At 38.6% G+C, this 18581-nt stretch carries 19 protein-coding genes and 1 pseudogene; 6 read left to right on the top strand and 14 right to left on the bottom strand.

The genetic code is table 11. The features are described 5' to 3' along the window. Positions 1 to 750, bottom strand: coding sequence for an ABC transporter permease (locus MSMTP_RS02125; protein ID WP_048129818.1), 750 nt, complete (start codon positions 748 to 750; stop codon positions 1 to 3). Between the two features lie 5 nt (positions 751 to 755). After that, on the bottom strand, positions 756 to 1124 hold the full coding sequence (locus MSMTP_RS02120; protein WP_048182492.1) for a hypothetical protein: 369 nt from the start codon (positions 1122 to 1124) through the stop codon (positions 756 to 758). A gap of 486 nt (positions 1125 to 1610) precedes the next feature. Here MSMTP_RS02120 and MSMTP_RS18290 point away from each other — a divergent pair, with 486 nt between their 5' ends. Beyond that, positions 1611 to 1817 (top strand): Coenzyme F420 hydrogenase/dehydrogenase, beta subunit C-terminal domain, encoded by a 207-nt coding sequence (locus tag MSMTP_RS18290; RefSeq protein WP_082090460.1) that lies wholly within the window; start codon positions 1611 to 1613, stop codon positions 1815 to 1817. Positions 1818 to 2603: 786 nt separating this feature from the next. Here the strand turns inward: MSMTP_RS18290 and MSMTP_RS02110 are convergent. Further along, on the bottom strand, positions 2604 to 3416 hold the full coding sequence (locus MSMTP_RS02110) for a hypothetical protein (protein ID WP_048177480.1): 813 nt from the start codon (positions 3414 to 3416) through the stop codon (positions 2604 to 2606). A 434-nt stretch (positions 3417 to 3850) separates the two neighbouring features. On the opposite strand from MSMTP_RS02110, the gene MSMTP_RS02105 reads away from it, so the two are divergent. Then, the gene (locus MSMTP_RS02105) at positions 3851 to 4663 is read left to right on the top strand and encodes a winged helix-turn-helix domain-containing protein (protein ID WP_048177478.1); all 813 of its coding nucleotides are present in this window, start codon (positions 3851 to 3853) and stop codon (positions 4661 to 4663) included. 26 nt (positions 4664 to 4689) lie between these two features. Here the strand turns inward: MSMTP_RS02105 and MSMTP_RS19865 are convergent, their stop codons facing one another. Next, positions 4690 to 4935, bottom strand: coding sequence for a hypothetical protein (locus tag MSMTP_RS19865; RefSeq protein ID WP_048177476.1), 246 nt, complete (start codon positions 4933 to 4935; stop codon positions 4690 to 4692). On the opposite strand from MSMTP_RS19865, the pseudogene MSMTP_RS18285 reads away from it, so the two are divergent. Beyond that, positions 4861 to 5043, top strand: a pseudogene (locus tag MSMTP_RS18285) (Coenzyme F420 hydrogenase/dehydrogenase, beta subunit C-terminal domain); the annotation flags it as partial. The gene MSMTP_RS19865 and the pseudogene MSMTP_RS18285 overlap by 75 nt on opposite strands. Positions 5044 to 5181: 138 nt before the next feature. On the opposite strand, the gene MSMTP_RS02095 reads toward MSMTP_RS18285, so the two are convergent. After that, on the bottom strand, positions 5182 to 5520 hold the full coding sequence (locus MSMTP_RS02095; RefSeq protein WP_048177474.1) for a hypothetical protein: 339 nt from the start codon (positions 5518 to 5520) through the stop codon (positions 5182 to 5184). 63 nt (positions 5521 to 5583) lie between these two features. Beyond that, positions 5584 to 6480, bottom strand: a complete 897-nt coding sequence (locus MSMTP_RS02090) for a zinc-dependent metalloprotease (RefSeq protein WP_048177472.1) — start codon at positions 6478 to 6480, stop codon at positions 5584 to 5586. A 350-nt stretch (positions 6481 to 6830) separates the two neighbouring features. On the opposite strand from MSMTP_RS02090, the gene MSMTP_RS18280 reads away from it, so the two are divergent. Then, a complete protein-coding gene (locus tag MSMTP_RS18280) occupies positions 6831 to 7010 on the top strand; it encodes a Coenzyme F420 hydrogenase/dehydrogenase, beta subunit C-terminal domain (RefSeq protein ID WP_082090459.1) in 180 nt (59 codons plus the stop codon). Between the two features lie 167 nt (positions 7011 to 7177). Here MSMTP_RS18280 and MSMTP_RS02085 read toward each other — a convergent pair whose 3' ends face one another. Next, the gene (locus MSMTP_RS02085) at positions 7178 to 9214 is read right to left on the bottom strand and encodes a DUF3160 domain-containing protein (RefSeq protein ID WP_369799623.1); all 2037 of its coding nucleotides are present in this window, start codon (positions 9212 to 9214) and stop codon (positions 7178 to 7180) included. Positions 9215 to 9799: 585 nt separating this feature from the next. Between MSMTP_RS02085 and MSMTP_RS18275 the strand changes: the two genes are divergently transcribed. Further along, positions 9800 to 10006 (top strand): Coenzyme F420 hydrogenase/dehydrogenase, beta subunit C-terminal domain, encoded by a 207-nt coding sequence (locus tag MSMTP_RS18275; protein ID WP_082090458.1) that lies wholly within the window; start codon positions 9800 to 9802, stop codon positions 10004 to 10006. 309 nt (positions 10007 to 10315) lie between these two features. Here MSMTP_RS18275 and MSMTP_RS02080 read toward each other — a convergent pair whose 3' ends face one another. Together MSMTP_RS02080 and MSMTP_RS02075 are read right to left on the bottom strand one after the other, a co-directional pair. Further along, the gene (locus tag MSMTP_RS02080; RefSeq protein ID WP_048177469.1) at positions 10316 to 11974 is read right to left on the bottom strand and encodes a nitrous oxide reductase family maturation protein NosD; all 1659 of its coding nucleotides are present in this window, start codon (positions 11972 to 11974) and stop codon (positions 10316 to 10318) included. Between the two features lie 20 nt (positions 11975 to 11994). After that, positions 11995 to 12477, bottom strand: coding sequence for a hypothetical protein (locus tag MSMTP_RS02075; RefSeq protein WP_231582885.1), 483 nt, complete (start codon positions 12475 to 12477; stop codon positions 11995 to 11997). Between the two features lie 150 nt (positions 12478 to 12627). Here MSMTP_RS02075 and MSMTP_RS02070 point away from each other — a divergent pair, with 150 nt between their 5' ends. Next, positions 12628 to 13353, top strand: coding sequence for a winged helix-turn-helix transcriptional regulator (locus MSMTP_RS02070; protein ID WP_048177468.1), 726 nt, complete (start codon positions 12628 to 12630; stop codon positions 13351 to 13353). A gap of 18 nt (positions 13354 to 13371) precedes the next feature. Here MSMTP_RS02070 and MSMTP_RS02065 read toward each other — a convergent pair whose 3' ends face one another. The 5 genes from MSMTP_RS02065 to MSMTP_RS02045 all read right to left on the bottom strand — a co-directional run bounded on the left by MSMTP_RS02065 (position 13372) and on the right by MSMTP_RS02045 (position 18507). Further along, positions 13372 to 13899, bottom strand: coding sequence for a hypothetical protein (locus MSMTP_RS02065; RefSeq protein WP_231582884.1), 528 nt, complete (start codon positions 13897 to 13899; stop codon positions 13372 to 13374). 78 nt (positions 13900 to 13977) lie between these two features. Next, the gene (locus MSMTP_RS02060; RefSeq protein ID WP_048177466.1) at positions 13978 to 15651 is read right to left on the bottom strand and encodes a NosD domain-containing protein; all 1674 of its coding nucleotides are present in this window, start codon (positions 15649 to 15651) and stop codon (positions 13978 to 13980) included. A gap of 7 nt (positions 15652 to 15658) precedes the next feature. Further along, positions 15659 to 16180 carry a hypothetical protein gene (locus MSMTP_RS02055; RefSeq protein ID WP_231582883.1) on the bottom strand — a complete coding sequence of 174 codons (522 nt, stop codon included), beginning with the start codon at positions 16178 to 16180 and terminating at the stop codon, positions 15659 to 15661. A 92-nt stretch (positions 16181 to 16272) separates the two neighbouring features. After that, positions 16273 to 16620, bottom strand: coding sequence for a hypothetical protein (locus MSMTP_RS02050; protein ID WP_156153644.1), 348 nt, complete (start codon positions 16618 to 16620; stop codon positions 16273 to 16275). 402 nt (positions 16621 to 17022) lie between these two features. Then, complete coding sequence (locus tag MSMTP_RS02045) at positions 17023 to 18507, bottom strand: IS1182 family transposase (RefSeq protein WP_048177463.1); 1485 nt, start codon at positions 18505 to 18507, stop codon at positions 17023 to 17025. Positions 18508 to 18581 lie beyond the last annotated feature (74 nt).

Genomic DNA, 18581 nt, shown 5'->3' with positions numbered 1-18581 from the left:
TTACAAATCCCTCCTTTTAATGGCTATCAAACTTATAGATAGAAAGACTGATATGTACAAGAACATTGAAAGCAGGCTTTCAAAAACCCTTAGATATCCAGTTTCAACCTGAAAGTCTTTTAAGAACTCCAAATTTATAATTCCGTAAAAATAGGGGGTAATATATTTTAGATAACTCTCACTCCCCTGTAAAAAGAAAAATATTAAAATCCCAAGAAAGACTGCAGACATTGCAAATGAAATTTTGTTGTTTGTAGACAGCGTTGAAATGAATATAAAAATACTTATGAAGCACCCCAGATAAAGGCTTGAGAAGATCCAGAGCAAAAAGATTTTTCCGAACTGAAAGGCATCACCTGCTGAATATTGGTAGATCTGGCTCATAAGTGCAATTCCAAAGGAAATGGAGACAGATACCAGAAACAGAAATAAAAATTTTCCAATGATCAGCGATGATCTGTGAACTTTGGAAATAATGTATCTTATCGACCCGGTTTCAATTTCACTGCATACGATATCGAAAGATGTTGCCATAATCATAAAAGGCCCGATAAACAATATCACCAGATATGAAACCAAAGTATACGGGACACGCCCGGAGTTTGGAAATAAAAAGGATATGTAAGTACTGTAGTGCATTGCCAAGAAACAAAGAAAGGTAAATATCCCACCAAAAAGCCATACGTACCGACTTTTTGACCCCCTCAATATTTCATCTTCCCAAATAATCCGTATTTCCGAGAAATTCATAATCCTCAACCCTGTTCATTCCTGCTTAGGTTGCAGGTAACAAATGCCCCGAAGGAGCCGATTATTGAATAGAAAAATACCAGTACAAGCAAAGATCCGATAAAAACAGACACAGCCGGGCCATCAGATAGAAATATAAGCTTTCCATCGGAGGTAAACAAAAACGTTAAAACCCAGGCGATCAGGTTGTAAGTAAATATTGAAAAAAAAGCATATTTTACCGAGCCTTTGCCTATAATTTTGCCACTAAATATACCAACAATAATCGCACCTATAATCCCACCATAGATTGGATCAAAAGCTAAAACATCAAAAAATTCGAATAATACAAGCCCAATAAGTATTCCTGTAAACAACGAATTCTCGGTTTTCATGATTTCATATCCCAAAAAATAAAAATGCTGGTCATATCGTTTTCCCCTTAAATATATTCAAAATGGACGAATGCCACAAATTTTGTCAGTCTACACTGTAAGCGAATTCCAATAGCAAACGCGATGCGTGCTCCATTGTTGCAACATCCATCTCCTAACATTCGTATTCATGCAATTCGTCCATTTGTAATTGACCTGATAGCAGTAAGTCGACATTCCCTAAAGCAGACTATAAGCTTGCCTTAGGGCAATGTGGAGTTCAAGTCTACTCTGAAAAGTCCTTTTGAACTCCGTTAACTACTTTTAACCAACTCTTGATAAGTTTTCTGGCCAAATCATCAAACTATCAATAAGGTTGTTTTATTTATGATCCTTCTTTCAATTAGTATTACTTTAGATGACAAACAGTTTGATACATTAGACAGAAGGTTTATATATCTAACAACTACTGCCGGCAGACTTCCCAAATAAAAACAAGATCATAAAATTAGATTTACCGCCCTCAAAGCCGACATCTCCACAGGCGCAGTGGGAAGCCCGAACGGCTACACCACCCTGATCGTCCGCACCCTGGTAGGACAACACCTCCCGGAAAGCGCGGTTGCCAGCGGAAAGCTCAGCACCACCGATGAACTCAACCTTGTAATTATCGAGAAGCTTGGCGCAAAGAAGCTCGAGCGGAAACAGAAATAAATATTCTTCAAAATGGATTTAGATGGAGCAAGCTCCATCTTTTTACGTAACTACTCACGTTTTAGAAGTATGGCGATCGATTACGAAAAATTGTTTATTTAACACCGATTTTCGTCAAGTGTTTATGTCTCATAATTGAAGCATGCTCAAGAGATCCAATCAAATCGAATTCTCTTGTTGCCTAACCATGGTATTGGATACGATTTCTGAAAAATCTCATTCGATTTGAAAACAGGTGTTGTTGCCTTATTCTTCATTTTGATTATTATCTCCTCGCCAACAACCTCTCCATTACATCTGCAGTTAATGAAATCGGAAAAAATAGTTTTTGGAGTGAAATCCTCAAATCTCTTCAGGTCATCGGCAAGCAACCTGTAAAGTGTATCGGCTATAAGGTCAAAACAACATCAAAATATATTCGAATTATAAATGGAGAACTCAAAGTGTTAAGATTGAAAAAATCAACTTAAATTCAGTAATCAAAACCCCCCTGACTTATTCGACATTTGAGACCATCTCTTATAATTATATCATTATTAGGAATATTTTTTAACAATAATTGATAATATTATAAGTATCAACGTAAGGAATAAAAAATATAAACTGAAATTATCTTCAAACCATGAGAGGTACATATTATATAGTGCCATAAGTATGGCGATTAATGACAACACACGCCATAATATATTAATTAACTTTTTGTTCATTGTAATCCCTTGAAAATTTAAGTTCGTTTCGCGATATTTCAACAATTTAAAAAATAAAAAAGTAAATGATGTCAATAATTTACATATAACAATAGTAGTAATCTACTTCTATGTATAACGAGATAAAAGGACTTGTAAAGAAATCAAGATATATGTCTCTGGCATCAATATCCAGATACTCTGGTATTGCAGCTCCAACAGCAACAGCAACTGCAGCTAGAGCAGCACCCTGTGCCACTCCGAAGTACGCCAGTATCGCAGCTAATACCGCTCCAGTTGCCAAAATATCTGCATACTGAACATCGTTAAAAACTAAACAAGATAAAGGTGGAGCTAAAGATGGTAAGTCAACCTTTACTTTTGTCGCCGTTGTCGTAAACATTACTGAATCAGTAGATTCTATGAAGTTTACTGACTGTGCCTTATAGGCATCGACTTGTTCTTTAGACACTTCGAATGTTTCTGTTTGAGAACTTTTTTTTCCATTTACCGTCAGTGTCTGCTCGGTTTGATACAAAAAATTCTCCTCATCTTCACCAATTTTAGAAGTGTCAGTCACAAGTTTAAAGTTATCTCCAGTGCATTCGGTGTGAATTGAAGAGTCTGGATATATAATCCCTGAAATTGTTCCACTGGACTTCAGTTTTTTAGTTTGTTTGTTTATATCTTTTTCAACATCAAATTTGAATGTACCACTGAAATGAATTTGATCTCCTACTTTTTCATATTCTGTCAACTCTGTATCAAAATCATTAACAGTGATTTGGTTTGACTCCAGTAATTGTTCATACCATCTAGTTTCAGCCTGTGCACTTACAGCCGGTACAAAAGCGAGACTCACAAGAATCATTGCTGCAAATACCGCACCTATTTTAATCTTGTTCTTTGTCATTTGTTTAACTCCTAGTTCTTTTTTCCTAGGAGGCAAATCAGGTAAACCTTAAGTACTCTCAAAGATAACATTTCTTTGCCTCCGGGCAATGTGGAGTTCAAATTGGCTCTGGAAAGTTCGTTTGAACTTCACATCCAAAAATCTCTATTAATCTTCTCCTATACATTTATTACGATGATGAATATTCATCAGTCTGATTAACATTCACTCAATCGATCAGCTTTTTCATCGAAATAATGGAGGTTCAGAGCCCTAATTGACATCAGGAATTCGACCTCACTTTTAGCAAATGATTTTAACATTCTTTTCTTAACAAAAACATAAAATTGGCAAAAGTGATAGCAACATACATGCCCTACAAAAGACAAAAGAAAATATTTATTAGAAGAATTCAATAAGAAAGTAAAAAAAATCTGTAGATGTGGCGACAGGAAATGAAAAGCTTTGAAATATATAGGGAGATGGGAGATGATGTCCAGGCAATATACAGGTCAAGACTTATAACCGAGATCCTTTTGTCGTTAAACGAAAGCAGCAGAAAGCTTTCCCAGCTGCGGGAGATTACCGGAAGTACATCCCAGGCAATAATTCCAAAACTAAGAAAACTCGAAGCAGATCATCTGATAGAAGCAAAAGAACACGAGTATTACCTGACTCAAACAGGAAAAATTGTGGCTTCAAGATTAGCTGACTCTTTTGCAACAGTAGGAACAATTAATAAATTCAAACAATTCTGGTCGGGACATTACCTTGAAGGAATTCCCGTTTTCATCTTAAAAGAAATCGGATGTCTTTACGAGTCTGAAGTCCTCAAAGACAGAGGCATGAAAGTCCTTGAGGTCTACAACAATCAGTTAAAAATGATTAAAGAGGCAGATCATATACATGGCATATCGTCCGTGGTAACAGAAGGGTATGCTGATTTTATCTCTGAAAGAGTGAAAGAAGGAATCTCTGTCGAGCTTATAGTTCCTCCTCATATTGCGGGAAAATTGAAGCAATCACCTTATCTGGAAAAAATAGACGCACTGAAAGATTATGAAAACTTCAAATTAATGGTCATTGGTGAAGATATTAAAGTTGGGATCATTGTTACAGATAAAAGCTTTTCCCTGAGCCTGTACAAAAAAGACGGCGTTGAATACGACATTACTACAGGATTATTCAGTTTAGATCCGAAAGCTATTGAATGGGGAGAATGGCTTTTTTGGTATTGTAAAGGGAAGGCAGAGTTCACAAAAAGGTAAATTTGATTTTGCAGTTGTCGATCAAATCAGGAAAGAATCAGGAAAAACGGACATATCAGCCCTGAGTATCCAGATTTGAAAATTATTCTTCTACTGGCGGCTTTCAATAACTGACTGCCGGGTCCGCATGCTGAAGAACTGAAGACACCGTCCGCCCCGGCTGCCACGTCTGCACCGACTTTACCGCCCTCAAAGCCGACATCTCCGCAGGCGCAGTTGGAAGCCCGAACGGCTACACAACCCTGATCGTCCGCACCCTTGTAGGACAGCACCTCCTGGAAAGCGCGGTTGCCAACGGAAAGCTCAGCACCACCGATGAACTCAATCTCGGGATCATCGAGAAGCCTGGCGCAAAGAAGCTCGAACGGAAGCAGAAATAAAATTACGGAACATAAATTAACTTACAGGAAACTTGTAAAGGTGAAGCCTCAGGCTTCATCTTTATTTCATTCTTTTTTAGCTTATTCAAAAACCTGAATTTTCGCCTTTGATCCTGTATTTTGAATAGCGTGCGCTGATTAATCAGCAGATTCATAATGGATGTTATAATACTCATTATTCACTTTTATACAATTGGTATTATTATAAGACGTTATTTTACCAAACTCCGACATATTTTGATGATGCTCGGAAGGAACCTTAATATCAGTTCCCGGATTCATCACTGCTTCTTTTACATAAGGATACTTTTCAAGATCTGCTAAACTGAATTCCACATAATTTTCCGGTGTATCAGAAAGCTTAACCGCACGAACATACATGCCTGCTCCCGGCTGATAAATCATTAAAAAGAAAACCAGACCTATTGCAAGTATCATAAAGGAAATGGCGATTAAGAATTTTGTTCTTGTTTTCATTTAGTACTCTCTCCAAATACATTGAAAAATAAGTGTAGGGTTTGATCCTACACACAAATAATCTTAGAAATGATTCCTATTGGCCTCTATGGTTTGATCACAGCCACTACACCAATTGTCTGTTGTCATCATAAAAGTGTAAGTCATTATGCAGGTTGGGCCAGCATATCCATGATCTGGACAATTATAGTTATGTGACGCTTCATGTTGCGCAAGATGCCAATCCCAACCAGAAGTTATTTGATGTTTCATTATCCACGCATCCCCTCCATTGTAATTCATTGATTCACTCCGACCTCTGTGATCCATACTTTGGTCGGTGAAAATGGCAAGCATATCCATACCTTGCTGATTGGAGTTCCATCCAGTTTCGCTTTGTGCCTCAGCTAGAAGTACACTGCTATTATCCGTACTGTCAGTACTATCCCATGTTGAGTATTTACCCACCACAAAATTTATGCTATGATCACTGTAGAATGCATCGTCGGCGTTTTCGATGGTGTTGTATGCTTGTGTTTGCCAATTACTTCCGAATGTATCCCTGTACTCTTCATCTGCGACTATCCAAACATTAACTGTGTTTGTCATTGTTGTTTGCATAGTTGGAGACTGTTGACTAATGTATTTAGAGGTGAAATTTTCAGTTATTACTTTTTTGATATTCTCAGGATAATTAGTAGGAAGATTTTCCAAATCGTCAAGATTTTCGATTTGTACAGACTTAATTTTTAGATCTTCCTCGATCATTTTCTTTACGGTTTCATTTTGCTCGGCAAGGGAACGACGTTCATCTCCGCTAAGCTGATTTAGTTCATCACCTTTTTCAAACCAAGGAGTTCCGATGGATCCTTCCTCATTCATTCCAACATTACCTGCTGCACTTACAGCCGGCACAAACACCGCGCTCACCAGCAGTGCCGCTAGCAACACACCGATTCCAAATTTTCTGTTTGCAATCATTTCTTCATTGCCTCTTTTCTTTACTCCAGAGACAAATCAGGTAAGCCTTAAGTACCCTCAAAGCTAACATTTCTTTGCCTCCGGGCAATGTGGAGTTCAAATTGGCTCTGGAAAGTTCGTTTGAACTCCATAAACTACTTTTAACCAGCACTTTATAAGTTTTCTGGCCAAACTATCAAACTATCAAGAAAGATGTTATATTTATGATTATTTCTTCCATTAGTATTACTTTATAAGACAAACAGTTTGATACTTTGGACAGAAATATTATATACATGACAACGGTTGCCACCAGAATTTCCAAATAAAAACAAGATAATAAAACTGGATTTCCCGCCCTCAAAGCCGACATCTCTGCAGGCGCAGTGGGAAGCCCGAACGGCTACACCACCTTGATCGTCCGCACCCTGGTAGGCCAGCACCTCCTGGAAAGCGCGGTTGCCAACGGAAAGCTCAGCACCACCGATGAGCTCAACCTCGGTATAATCGAGAAGCTTGGCGCAAAGAAGCTCGAGCGGAAACAGAAATAAGATTACTTCAAAAATGGATTTAGATGGAGCAAGCTCCATCTTTTTACTTTCTTTTTCTATTTTTATGTATAATTTTCTTCAAGATCATAAAGAACCGCTGTTGCGTTGTCTGATGGAGAAGATACTAAAAATGGATGAAAAAGATAGGCTGTCCAGAATAGCATATTTTACCCCCTAAAAGAACTTATCCATTCCGGTCTTTCAGGAGGGTTATTATTTAGCATTTCTCGCCATTCTTCATCAGTCAATCTTTCCCCTGAGGGCTGCCAGAACTCATAATAACTCATTACGGGGCCTGCTCCGAGCACGATCCTGCCGTCAAGCTGTTTGTACGCTACTACCATCAGATCCAGTTTTCCTGTTCCTTCTTCCAGGACACTTCCTCCGGGACCTGTATAAACATCCGCAACCATAGTGGACATCTGGGACTTTATATCCACATTCTCAAGCATTGGAGATATGTTCTGGGCGAAATTCCTGATGAACTCGTATTCTTCATCCGTCAGCTCTTTGTTTTCAAGTTCTTTAATCGAGATTTCAAGTAGTTTTTCAAGCGTGTTTTCCAGAATTATGAAATCTTTATCCGACTGCTCATCAAGCACTTCCATTTCTGCCAGCCCGCTGTGTGCCATTTTTGTAAGAGCAAGCATTCTGGCATAAAATTCAGGAACTGGCTCCACATATCCCTCTACAGGTTTTTCTTCCAGATTATAGAAAGCACCTGTAAAGTAAGCCTGTTTTGCATAGAGGATAGTATCATGCCTGAGTTCGGTCCAGGAAGCAAGGGCTGTGTTAAGCTCCTTATCTTCCCAGGCTCCAGTCCGCATGAAGGTGGGGTAACCCTCCGGATAACTTACAAGGAGAGGCTTTAGAGCGTACAGTTGAGCCCAGTAAAGGTTTTTATTCCAGTCTTCTTCATCAAAAGCTCCGAATTCGTTTTCCAGAGATTGGTGGCGGTTTTTGTATCCTTCGTTTTCAGAAATATTCAGGTTTTTCAGGTGTTCTTTCGCTCTTTCAGAGCCGAGAAGATTCATGATATTCAGGGCAGGAGGACTGAGCGTCTGGAGTATATGGGAATCAGGGGTATAGCGCTGACCCATTAACCTGAAACCTTTTGTAGTATCAAGAGTTTCGTATTCAGTTTCGGAACCAGTCGGAATTAGTTTCCCTGTCCCGCCGTAGATTTTCGGGTTTTCGTATCTTTCCAGCTCGGATTTCAGTTCTGCCAGGCTTTCATTGTCGAAACCCACTCCATATCTATTACCCCCAAATACGGTATCCAGAGCTTTTGCATATTCATAAGGCCCGAGATCATCGGAAAAACCAACATAGAAAGCCGTCACCTCGTAAATTTTATCCCATCTGTCCCGGAGGTCCTTGTCCCTGACAAAATGGTCAGAAATTAAAAGGGCCTGAATAGTCTGAATTTTTGCCTCCTTTTCCGGGTCTTCTGCAGAAATCATGTCCGGCTGGAGCAGCATACTTATTCTGCCGTGCCACATCATGGCCTTAAAATAGTTCTTCAGTTTCTCAGAGCGAGTGTAATGTCCTCTTGGAGTATACTGAGAGTAATCTTCCACGTACTTGAAAATTGGAGATACTCCTCCTTCCCGGGCTTCTATTAAGCGCAGTTCAGCCTCTACATCGGATTTTACAAATGAGGGGACTTCGACGCTATATTTTTTTGCATCCTGAGAATTGAAAAGTGCAATTTCCCCCGACAATTCCCGTGATTTCCCTATCTGATAAGATTCCGGTTCAAGAAGTCTCAAAGCCACAGCAAAGTATGCGACATTTCTTCTTGCAGCTTCCTTTTCTCGCCCCGATGCACTGTCATAATCCTCTATGGAGGCTTCAAGGAGAGCTTTGTCAAGTTTCCAGAGCTCGTCATAAAATTCCTCAGATTCTGCTCTTTTTAGCGTCTCATCAAACTGGATGTGATAAAGGTGAAGAAGAGAATCCGACGTGATGAAAATAGGAACATCAGCCACTTTCAGGTCTCTGTAAGCATCATTTACCCGCGTATTCCCTGCTCCAGGTAAGTTTTCGATAGCCGAATTTTCAATTACAACAAATCCATTTTTGTATAGCAAATCCCTGCTATCATTTGCCAGGGGAATTTTCTGAGTAAAATCATAATAATTTGAAATTTCGGAAACTTCAAGAGGCAAGGAATAAGGAGAAATATCGGGCTCAAACTGCAGATTTTCTTTGCTATAATATTTGGAAAAAGAGCTTTGCTTTTCAAGCCTAAGAGAGTTTATATTGCCTGCATTCTCTGTACCGGAAATATTTTTGATTGGTGTTTCACTTGTAATGTTCCCAGGACTAAGAGAGTTTATAGTGCCCGCATTTTCTATACCGAAAATACTTTTGTTTGGTGTTTCATTTGTCACGTCCCCTGGATCTTTTCCTTGAGCCAGATTTTCTTGATTATCAGTACACCCGCTGAAAAAAACTAACGATGCTGCCAGCAGACAGAAAAAAACAGCTTTAATTGCTTTATTCAAAGTATATTCCTCATATATTTATATTGAAATTGTGCTGAAAAATTGAGTCCTAAGTCAAGAATAATAGATAAATTAAATAAACTTCATAAATTACTATTAACCATCTCATTATAAGTTTTCTGACCATATCATCAAACTATCAAGAATGGTGTTCGATTTATAAGCATTATTTCCAGTAGTAATACTTTATCTGATAAACCGCTTGATATATTGGACAGAAATTATATATATGTGGCCACTATTTCCGTAACATCCACCAAATAAAAACAAGATTATGAAATTGGATTTACAACCCTCAAAGCCGACATCTCCGCAGGCGCAGTGGGAAGCCCGAACGGCTACACCACCCTGATCGTCCGCACCCTTGTAGGACAGCACCTCCTGGAAAGTGCAGTTGCCAACGGGAAGCTGAGCACCACCGATGAACTCAATCTCGGGATCATCGAGAAGCCTGGCGCAAAGAAGCTCGAGCGGAAGCAGAAATAAAAATTGCAGAACAGAAATTAACTTGCAGGAAACATGTAAAGGTGAAGCTTCAAGCTTCATCTTTGTTTCATTCTTTTTTGTGTTTTTTTGACTTTTGTTGCGATTTTGCCTGCGACTTCCTTCCCACGAACTTTTCTGCCAAAAATGAAAGATGCAAGCAAGACTGCAGCAACTGCCAGCGCAGAATCCGGAAAAGAAGTTCTACCCGTACAACCTGAATTCACCATCTCCCGTCGTTATTGTCCCGGACACCGAAGGTGGCCGGCCTTTCCGGAGTAAAATGTGAAGAGCAATAATAATTCTTACTGATCATTTTAAGTCAACCTCAATCAAGAGACCACCCAGTCCGTCCCATTTCAACTCACCGTAATAGGGATGCGGATAGTCGAGTTCTTCTTTCAGTAATACATTGATTGATAAATAATAGTCAGTTCCTGATTTCAGGTCAAATGTGCATTCATAGGGATTGGTTTCTAAGTACTGCAAAATGATATTTTCTTCACATTCCAAATCAGCAACTTCGTCGGTATATGTTCCATCTGCCGGAGACGAAGATTTTACCTGAACAATAACAGGCAGGTTGTCAGTCATATCGCCTTTATTGGTGTGAGAGAAGGAATCCTTATATAAATAATTGAGATTCATTGACAGAGTTACCCTGGAAAAGGTTTCGTTTATGGGAGTGATATTAGTCTCTATGTCTTCAATGTAAACATTATTGCCAGGTAGACCTGATTCAAATGGGAAATACCAGGCGATAATTACAATCAAAGATATTACAATTAAAATGCCTAAACCTGTAAGGACTTTTTTCAACAAAGACTTTTTATTTAAGTAATATGCAAGAACAGCTCCTGTTAGAAGAAGAAGGGTGACATAAATTGGCGTGGAGTAAGAGGTAAAATTATCGTCACTTTTTTTGTTGTTCAAAAAAATGTTTCCTTTGACGATGTTGCTGTCTTCTGAGAATACGTAAAAAATACCATGTTCTTCATTAGAACTAAAAGTATTGTTTATAACAAAGTTATTGCTGGAATCTTCTATTGAGATGCCGTTGACATTGTTGGATAAGGTATTTCCATAAAAAGTATTATTTGAACAGGAAGGCAGGAGATAAATGCCAGAGTTTTCGTTTTCTATGAGGAGGTTGTCTTTTACGTTATTGGATCGGGAGGTCCATAAAAGAAAGCCGTACTGTTTGTTGCTGCTGGCAATGTTATCTGTTACTACATTTTCATGAGAGTCGGTTAGACAGAGCCCATATTTGTTCATGAAAAATTGGTTATTTGTTAAGTTATTGGCATTTGATTTCCTGAGAGCAATTCCATAGTTTTCATTGTTACTGGCATTGTTGCTGGTTAAAGTATTTTGATTTGAAAGGTCCAGATAAAGCCCGAATTTATTGCCAATGATGAGATTGTTTCTCAAATTGTTACTCTTCGAGTTAATCAGGTAGATTCCATGTAAATTGTTCGAGAGTAAAGTGTTATTTTTAATACTATTTTCGGATGAGGCATTTAGAACAAGGCCATCCTGAACGTTTGAAATGATATTGTCTTGAATGAATGAGTTACTGACGTTATCCAGATAGATTCCTGAGATTTGATTTTCGTTGCCGGTTCCAAGGATTGTCAAGCCGGTTATTTCAACATTGTTTGATGCAACGTGGATTATTTGTCGGGAAGGGATATCCGGGTTGATAATTACATCTGCGGGGTTGCGAGAAATAGAACTGATTTTTAATTTTTTGTCGATTGTAAGAATTTCTGAATAGTTTCCTTCGTAGATCAGGATAGAGTCATTTTCCTGTGCAAAAGTTATTGCTTCCTGTATTGAAGAATGATCTGCCCACCCGTTGTCATCTACCGTAATTGTGCCTGCAGCCCCGGTACCGGCAGTCATCAACAATAAGATGAGAGTTATCAGACAACAGTATTTTATTTTTTCACACAATCCCGAAACTCTCAAAGCCAGCCCTCCTATGATTTTTATGTATACTCCATGATTGATACATTGAATTCACCACTATAATTAACCAGCTCGAAGATCACAGTGTTTGTAAGGTGCGGAGTTGAATAATAGCTTGCTGAAACATTCCCGGATTCAATGTAGTAATGGTAATCCCCCGATGCATAATGCAGATACCCTTCTTTAAAAGGGTTTGACCATTTTAACAAAAGCTTTTTTGGTTTTCCTACGCTTACCGTTTGTCCCGGATTGAGTTGATAATATGTTTCTTCAAAATACTCTCCATTGTATCCGGTGATTTTGACTGTTGCATTATGTGGGTGTTCGTCATAATTCTTAATTGTGTAAAGTGGTTCGATTGTCGTGAACGCCAGTGGTGCCATTATAAGAAGCATTATCAAAAAAAAGCAAAGTAAAGCTACTGCCATTATTTTATTTAATAGGCCCAATTCATCAACTCCATAAAATGATGTAAACCCACTCTTAATAAGTTTTCTGACCAAATCATCAAACTATTGATTAGTATCACTGTAAATTTTCCAGATATTTGAATTCAGGCTTAAGTATGTTTTTCAAACCGGGCACTCAATTTTCAGTTGGATGATTTGGCCATAAAAATTAAATAAGTCCCAATTAAATATAAGGTGAAAACTATGTGGAAAGCAGGGTTACTTTTTATTCTTATTTTAAGCACATGCCCCATAGCCCATGCTGAAGAAGGAGGATATATCGTAGGCCCCTGCCCGCCCCAGGAAGAGCTCGATAAGCTGGGCGATGCCGTAGACATGAGCGGGGCTGACGTGACATACTCGTTCTGGGAATTTCCGTTGTCGTTCAAGATAGCTTATATAATAGGATATCTGGCTGCCTTTGCTTCCATACTCAAACTGGTCCCCTTGATCCTGGGCAAGGTTAGAATCCCGCAGGGAAATGAAAACAGGCAGAAAATATACCGTTACATACAGCAGCTCCCAGGGTGCACGATATCCGAAATATCAAGAGACCTGGAAATTAACCGGGGGGCTGTGAGGTTCCACCTTGAAATGCTTAAGGCCGGAAATAAGATAACCTTAATGAGGGCTGAAAAATTTACAAGAGTCTTTCAAAACTCCGATGTTTTCGCAAGCAGTGAAAAGATGATAATAGCACATCTCAAAAGCAACACACGAAAGCAGATACTTCTTAAGATCCTGGAAAAGCCCGAAATCACAAACAAGGAACTCTCGGAAGACCTGTATCTGGACAAAAGCACCACATACTGGCATATAAAGAGTTTAAGGGACGACAAAATCATTCTTTCCGAAACAGAAGGCAAATCCAGGAAATATTTTGTGAACCCGGCTCTCGAAACTGATCTGCTAAAATGGCTCAATATGTGAACTTTGATTTTGAGGAATTTATTCAACAGCGACGGACTCTGCAATCCCCAGAGCCCATTCAGGCAGCTTATCCACCTTCTCAATGGATTTCACGGTCCCGTTTGGCGTGTCAATAGTCACCATGTAGAATTCTCCACCGGTGATTTTCGAGTCAACGGATTTTACAGACCCGTTCAGGGAATCAACTTCTTTGTAGAGATCATCCAGGGTGTCCTCCGTTTCAATGGATTTCAAGGTACCGTTTTGCATCTCAATAGTTACTTTGTGAATATACCAGCCATTAATCCGGATATATCTTACGGACTCCCCGGTCTCATTGAAGATTGTAACCGGACAGGTGTAATTTCCTTTTGTCAGGTTTTGAAAATCGCTGTCATTTAGACAGATTTCTTGCATTATTACTGAAGCAGGTGTCCTGTTAATCCCGCCACGGTTATCAATATCATCCGCACCCCAGGGTAGTTTGCCGGATTCATGGAGGGATAAAAGGAGGGTTCCCGAGAGAAATAAGACGATCAACAGCATGACCCATTTACTTCCTTCCAAGACAGTTCCTCCTCGGTTATAGACAATTCAGATTTTCAAATAGAATTAATTGCTTTTCAAGTTAATGTCTTTAATGTCTTAGTTCCTTTTCAGGTCAACATCTGTTACTGCCAGTCCTATTAATTCCCGGCTTGAGTCCCCATAAGCAGGATTTGGGTATTCGTAGTATCTCACAGTGAAAATTTCAACTAATACTTTATGCTGTTTTTCTTTTTCCAGATCCAGCAGGTGGCTGTATCGATATGTTTCCGAATACTCCAGGGTGAGAGGTTCTTCATGTAACAGAGCGTAATCCCCTAACGTGCTTTCAGCACTCATTGAACTTATACGGATATCAACCGGTAAGGCATCTGTTTCAAGGCTTTTTCCGGAGTCTGGAGGATATGTATACTTTTCGATATAGTCAAGGTCCATTGAGAGGTTTCCTCTTGTGTAACTCTCATTTATGGAGGCTGTATCGGTCCATTGGATATTGTTTATTTCAACACTGCTCTCATACAGGCCTGATTCGAACGGGAAGTACCATGCAAGGATTGCAAGTATCAATACTATGGCCGCAATAAGCAGGACCTTTAGAGCTTTCAATATCAATGACTCTTTTTTCAGGTAATATGCCGTCCCGATTACTATCAGGATGAGAAAAGCAGATATTAGTTTCCGGATGGTCAGCCGGTCATCAATCGTATTTGAAGATACCCGGTTTTCTGACAATTTTTTAGTCTCAATTCCTTTTTCATTATCCAGAAGAGTGTTGTTTTCGATGATATTGCCTTCAGTGTATATGAGAAGTATTCCGTATTTGTCGTTGGAATTTATGGTATTGTTCAGGATAAGAGCGCCGTCACTTCTGGAATATATCCCGTTTTTGTTGTGTGAAATCTCATTGTTTACAATTCTATTATTTTTATTTTCGTGAAGAAGAGTTAAGCCCGAATCCCCATTGAAGCTGAAATCATTGTTTTCCAGCCGGTTAGCTCCCGAGTCCCACACAACCGAACCGGTCAAGGTATTCTTGACAGCATTGTTGTTTTCGATTTTATTGTTGAAGGATGAAGTTAAACAAATCCCATGCTTGTTTCCGGTAGCAATGTTCTCTTTTACAAAACTATCATTTGTTTTGAACAGGGCTATTCCATAATTCTCGTTGAGGCTTGCATTGTTACCGGAAATTAGATTACTGTTTGAAGATTCTATAATTATTCCATATCGGTTGCTGAAAATTTTATTTTTACTTATGACATTGTTATCGGAGCCGGATATGTTAATTCCGTGCAGGCCGTTTGAAAATAAAGAATTGTTTTCGATATTGTTTTCCTGGGAAGAGGAAAGGAGAATGCCGTCTTCTACGTTCGAAATACTGTTGCCTGAGATTTGACAGTGCTTTACATTGTTAAGGTATATCCCGGACCTGAGTTTGTTCCCGGTTTCGCCCAGCAGGTTGAAACCGGTTATGCTGGCATTTGATGATCTGATGTGGAATATGTAATTCGAAAAATTTGTAGCTTTGATGATTACATTTGAGTTATTATCTGCAGGCTTTAGTGTTAGTGGTTTGTTAATGAGTATATTTTCAAAATAAATACCGCTGTGCACGATAATGAGGTCTGTATCATTTGCGTTATCGACTGCGTCCTGGATTGAAGTATAATCTGCTCCCCCGTTGCCATCTACCGTAATTTTGTCTGCAGCCCCGGTACCGGCAGTCATCAACAAAAAGAGGAAGGTTATCAGATAACAGAATTTTATTTTCATATACTAATCATTCCCCTGGGAATCCACTATTTGATGTAATTTCCGTAACCGTTTCAACTACTATTCCTTTTTCTTCATCAACCAGGAAATCTACTGTCCTGTCTTCTGACTGTATCCTCAAAGCCGGAGCACACCCGGGCCCGGCATAACCTTCAGGAGTCGGATGACAGGAATAAACCACGCCTGCAATCGTTGCTCCTTCCCGGATCATTTGTTTGGCACGGCTGTCATTAACTGCAATTTGAGCTACAAAAGATGCATTTGTTTTGAGCCATTCTGATTCAGATTCGTTGTATGGGGGAAGAACAGGTATAGCAGAGAAATTAATACTTAAATTATCTACATCTTCACTTACAGATGCATCTGTGCTGTCGTTTGGTATTTTTGAAAAATTCCCGGTTGGTTCTTGATCAACACATCCAATGCAGGTGCTAATAATCAAAAAAACGATTAAAGAAAAAATTTTAGAGTTATTTGTTTTAATGTTAAGCGCCCCCATATTCCAGATTTTCAGTATGTCATTATTCATTTCACTTCCTGGCCTTGACGTTTAAACAGTTTCCGACAAAATCATCCGGGTATCAATTTTCAAAGAGATTTCCCGGAAATGATTCCGAAACATTAAACCGTACTGTTGACAGCTCTCCCAAACACGTTTATGTTTCCACCCACATTGATGGAATTAGATCCTAATTCTTTTTCAACAGATACGATAATATGCCAATCCCCGGGTGAGACATTTTCATACTTGACATTCAGGTATTTTTCCAGTTGATAAAAAGTATCGTTTGCTACAGGTCGGTTATTATTATCATACAATGTCAGGCGGATTTTTCCGTAATCATCGGAATCAAACTCATCGATACGCAGACGGACTTCGATATTACTTGCACCCACTTCCACGGGGAAATCCTGTCTGTACTTTTCATTATGTGGGCCGATATCCTCATTTACAGATTCCGAATACAAAAGCTCCTGTTTTTTCAACTCAGAAAATTCGTTGTTTTCAGAAACAAAAGTAAACGGCAAAAAAGACAGGAAAATTAAGAGCAGAACTAAAAATAACCCTCTTTTCAGATTCATGAGTTCCTCTGAAGAATTAAATACAAATGTGGCAAGATACACCCTTATAGTATAAGTTCAACTTTAAATTAACAATATAGATCAAAAAATTTTTCTATAAACTACTTTTAACCAACTCTTGATAAGTTTTCTGGCCAAACCATCAAACTATTGATTATCAGCATTATGAATTTTCCAAGAAATTGAATCCAGTTTAGCAAGCTGTCTCAAAACCATTTTGAATTCTACAATTGGGTAATATCCATTTCCATTTCAATTTTTATTCAAAAAAAGATCAGTTTTCATTGATCAACGTACCATACTTGCCTTTCTTGCAGTAATTCCCCCTTTATTCCTACATTCATTTCCTCTCCCGGTTATCATATTCAGTATTTCCTTCAGGCTTTTTCCTTCTCTTTTCATGAAATCTGCTATTTTCTTTATGTTGTGTACAGTACACATCATAAGAAACTCAATTTTTGTCTTCCTTTTCCCTCTCAAAAGAAATTCCCTGAATCCTCTATCCTGTTTCATCTGGCCAAACACAGGTTCTACAGTACACATTCTTTTCTGATACTGTTCCGTTCCTTCTTCTGTATTCAGTTTAGCCCTCATATTCTCCATGAGGTACTCCCTTGGATCTCTTGATATTGTCCTGTTTTCACTCTCAGTACATGCATTTTTTAACACACACAAAGAACAATACTTGCAGACATAATACCGTAAATCTGGCTCATCATTCCTTTTTTGGATTCTTGTAAATGGGATTTCAAAAGCAGCAGGGCAATAATAACAGTCCTTTTCCGGATCATATTTAAAGAGAGATTTTCTGAACTTCTTTGTTTTTCCCCTTTTCTCTACTTCATAAAAGTTATCAGGAATATAAGCATCAATTTCTTGATCGAGTAAAAATTTCACATTATCATATGAAAAATAACCTGCATCTGCCAGCACTATTGTCGGCTTGTATCCCAGTGTTTCCTTTACATTTTCTATCATTGGTACAACTTGATGCAAGTCATTTTCTTCATCGACAACGTCTGATGCAACGATTATTTGTTCCTTTTCATCAACAGCAACCTGACAATTATAGGAAGGTTTCTTGCTTCCATCTTTATGCTTCATAATTTTAGCATCGTTGTCTGTGATGTTTACTTTTTTTAACTTTTCTTCGTCAATTTTTTTCATAGCAGCTTTGATTTTCTCTACTCTTTTCTGCTTGTTAACCAGTTCTTCTGGCACCTGGTACGGTGTCGAATCACCATAAATTTCGTCTTCCTGTTTATCGATCTCAATGCTTTCTTTGAGTATCTTATCGATCTCTTTTTTGAGAGCGTCGGAACTTTTACTTTGTCTTGGTGAAGCGTTTGCCTTAACCTTTGTTCCATCGATCGAAATACTGGAACCAATCATATCCATTTCCTTACAAAACGTGACAACCTGTGAAAATATTTCTTTAATAGAGTCAAGATGAGTTGAACGGAATCGACAAATAGTGCGGAAATCAGGTTTTTGCATAGCTGCAAGGTACATAAAAGCAGTATCAGTTTGTGTCATTTGCTCTATCTTGCGTGAACTTCTAATGTTTATAAGGTACCCGTAGAGTAAGATTTTTAAAAGAAATCTTGGGTGATAGGCAGGACAACCTTCCTCAGAGTAAGTGGACTCAATATCACTGATATCAACGAGATCTATGAGGTCGTTTAACACTCTGGCAATATGGTTTTCAGGAACAAACTCTTCCAGGCTTAATGGAAGTAAAAATTGCTGCTTTTGATCGTACTTTTTGAACATGGTGAAACACTGGAATTAATTTTCTCAAATAGTGTACTTAGATGTAATACATATTTTTAAAAAGATAAATATTC

This window comes from Methanosarcina sp. MTP4, assembly GCF_000970045.1.
In the GTDB taxonomy this organism is placed as follows: Archaea; Halobacteriota; Methanosarcinia; order Methanosarcinales; family Methanosarcinaceae; genus MTP4.
The sequence above is the reverse complement of the archived record's forward strand: the minus strand, read 5'-3'. Positions and strand labels throughout refer to the sequence as shown.